This is a genomic window from Kitasatospora sp. NPDC059088, from assembly GCF_042738155.1.
Taxonomy (GTDB): domain Bacteria; phylum Actinomycetota; class Actinomycetes; order Streptomycetales; family Streptomycetaceae; genus Kitasatospora.
Genome location: NZ_JBHYGR010000276.1, coordinates 1 through 2,913 on the forward strand (window position 1 = coordinate 1; position 2,913 = coordinate 2,913).

Here is a 2,913-nt window from a genome sequence, read left to right on the forward strand (position 1 = left end):
TATCAGGTAGATGTTGAAAAGTTCCCTAAGAATGATTTTTTCGGTGATCCGATAGGAGGCTTATATTGGTATGGCGGAATTTGAACAAGTCGGTCATGAATCCGGGGGTCATTCCCCGGGTAAAAAGAAATTCCAATTAAACAAAAAGAATATTGTCATTATCGGGTCGGTTGCAATTGGGGTCTTTCTATTAGTCTCCCTTGTGACGCGTGGGCGTCCTGCTGAGGAAGAACAGTACGTGACTTCTGAAGCATTAGAGGGTGATTACTTGGATGGCAATCCTATGAATTCAAGCTTGGTTCAGGCACAGCTACAAAACAATCAATCTCTCATTGAAGGTAGCGTTGATACAGCCTTAAACAACTTTGCAAATGAATTGGGGCAGAACCAAGAATCATTTAAGTCAGATGTAATCGACACCATTACCGATATTGGCAAGGAAAACAAAACGTATGTTGACCAAGTAAAGGACAGCATTTCAAAACAGCTTGCCGATCAAGCGAAGAAATACAGCAACTTGGAAACAGAAAATGACCAGCTTCATAAAGAACTGGAAAAGCTGAAGAACGCGAAACCGTCAACACCTGCCAAAACGACAACACCTGCTAAAAAACCGTCAACCCCGGCTAAAAAGCCATCGCCAGCGAAAAAACCGTCTACACCAAAATACAAAACGGTGACGGTGAAAAAAGGTGACACGTTGTCAGAATTGACGCAGAAATATGGTAAGGGTGGTACAAAAGCCGCGTATATGGAAACAGCCAAGTTTAACAAACTCAAAGACCCGAACAAAATTAAACCGGGTCAGAAAATCAAAATCCTGACAAAGTAGGTGGAAGTATGGGCGTAAATATAAAGCCGTTTATCAAAGACGCGCAAGCCATACAGAAAGAAACTGGCATCCCTGCATCCATCATACTGGGTCAAATCATGTTAGAATCAGGCGGTTCAAACCCGGGCGGATTGTCCGGGCTTGCCTACTACTCTAAGAACCTATTTGGAATAAAGGGAAGAGGTACAGCAGGAAGTGCCACGATGGGTACGACCGAAGTATATAACGGTAAGACCTATCACGTGAAGGATGGCTTTGCAAAGTACAACAGCTATCAAGATTCCATACGCGCCCACGCGGAACTATTATCCAAGCCGCGTTATGCGTCAAAGCTGAAGAACGCAAAAAGCGTTGAGGACTATGCGAAGGGAATCAAAGCTGGAGGGTATGCAACAGACCCTAACTATGTAAATAAGCTTCTCGGCATTATCAGCAGTAACAACCTTCACCAGTACGATGATAAGGACATTACATTCAAAGGAACGTCAGGAGCCGGGGCGACAGGTGGGGATTCTTCATCTTCAGGCACTGACGACAAATCATATTTATCAAATATCATGTTCGGCGTGTTCAGATGGTCTCTTATTCTCGGGCTTGCTATCATTGCAATCGTGTTCTTTATGAAAGCCTTCCCAGCAGTCGGAGACGTTGCGAAAGGTACAGCATCCACCGCAATGGATTTTGTTCCGGGTGGTCGTGCTGTCAAATCTGTTTCTAAGGGAGCCAAAGCCATTAAGAAAGGACGCAGCGCGTCAAACCACATCAAGAAAGCCGCTACAATATCAAAAGGAGTGAACAAGAATGCCGGAACTAGTCAAACAGCCGGGGGATGACCATAAAAAGAGTACATGGCGTGAACAGACCGTCACCATGCTACCGGGCGACATTACAACGGTTTATTTTGACGACACAAAGCCGAACCATTCAGCCATAACAAATAACACAAGTCAGATCGTGTACGTACACGAGCGCCCGAGCGTGTCGCCTAACAATTATCTTTTAGCCGTAGCGCCGGGGTCAACAAAGCTTTTGGCGCGACCGCTCGGCTATCACACAATCTACCTTGACGCCGCGATCGTGCAGCCCGAAAAAGTCCGGGTCGAATCTTGGATTGAGAAATTTACAGCGTCATCTATACCACAGTCCATTGACACCGTTCAGCTTGGGCAGATGACAGGAACCGTAGATATATCAGCGTTACCGCCGCTTGCGGCAGGCGACAAGCATATTGGGAGTGTTGAGATAGATAAGCCTGTCACACTCGGCGGGTCTTCTATCCCGGCGACACAACCTGTACCAACTCGGGAAGCCGGAATGAATGACTTTAGGGTTGGTGGGGTGAGTGTAGGCGTCACGCCTGTAATGGCAAAGTCAGGTTCTAGCAAACTGACAAACCGCCGAGAGTTGACGATCTACCCGCCTAACTCGGGTGTCATTTATTGGGGTAAGCAGGGTGTCGAGACGACTACAGGTGCGCCGCTCACGTCTAACGACAGCCCGCTAACATTTAAGGTTCATAGCCAAAGCCCTGACGTGTACCTAGTCGCTGATACTGAGACAGTCGTCACAATCGTGGAGGTGTCCTAATTGATTGAACTCGGGTCAAGGCGGACGCCGCCCTATGATGATACAGGCGTCAAAACAAGTATTTCAGATTTAAAAGACAAGATGGCAAAGCTTCAGGACACCGTTGACCATATGGACGTGTCAGATGAGATAAAGAACGATATTCTGACGCTTCAGCAAAAAGTCCAAGCGTTAGAGGATACCGCGGACGGTGGGTCAACTGGTGCAACTGACCAACAAATTCAAAGTATGAAGGCTGACGTTGATTCATTCGGCCGAGTCTTGGACGCTCATGTAAAGGACACGACCAAACACGTATCGTCTGAAGACCGTACCAAGTGGGACGGTATGAGTGACAGGGTGACGACATCAGAAACAAACCTGAAGAACCATATCGCAAATGCTAAACCTCACGTCTCGGATTCTGAACGTTTGAAATGGAATCAAGCTGCTACGGATGCGACACAGCTGCAAAAGGATTTACAGACAACGAATCTATCGCTTCAGGATGTTAT

At 46.8% G+C, this 2,913-nt stretch carries 4 protein-coding genes; all 4 read left to right on the plus strand.

The window, feature by feature from the left end; translation table 11 throughout:
- Positions 1-70: 70 nt before the first annotated feature.
- Positions 71-832 (plus strand): LysM peptidoglycan-binding domain-containing protein, encoded by a 762-nt coding sequence (locus tag ACFWXO_RS45225; protein ID WP_376642739.1) that lies wholly within the window; start codon positions 71-73, stop codon positions 830-832.
- Positions 833-840: 8 nt separating this feature from the next.
- Entirely contained in the window at positions 841-1,665 is an 825-nt protein-coding gene (locus ACFWXO_RS45230; protein WP_380533074.1) for a glycoside hydrolase family 73 protein, read from the plus strand.
- The gene (locus tag ACFWXO_RS45235) at positions 1,634-2,419 is read left to right on the plus strand and encodes a hypothetical protein (RefSeq protein WP_376642735.1); all 786 of its coding nucleotides are present in this window, start codon (positions 1,634-1,636) and stop codon (positions 2,417-2,419) included. Before ACFWXO_RS45230 ends, ACFWXO_RS45235 begins: the two co-directional genes overlap by 32 nt.
- A partial coding sequence (locus ACFWXO_RS45240; protein WP_380533077.1) for a hypothetical protein occupies positions 2,420-2,913 on the plus strand: 494 nt, incomplete at its 3' end.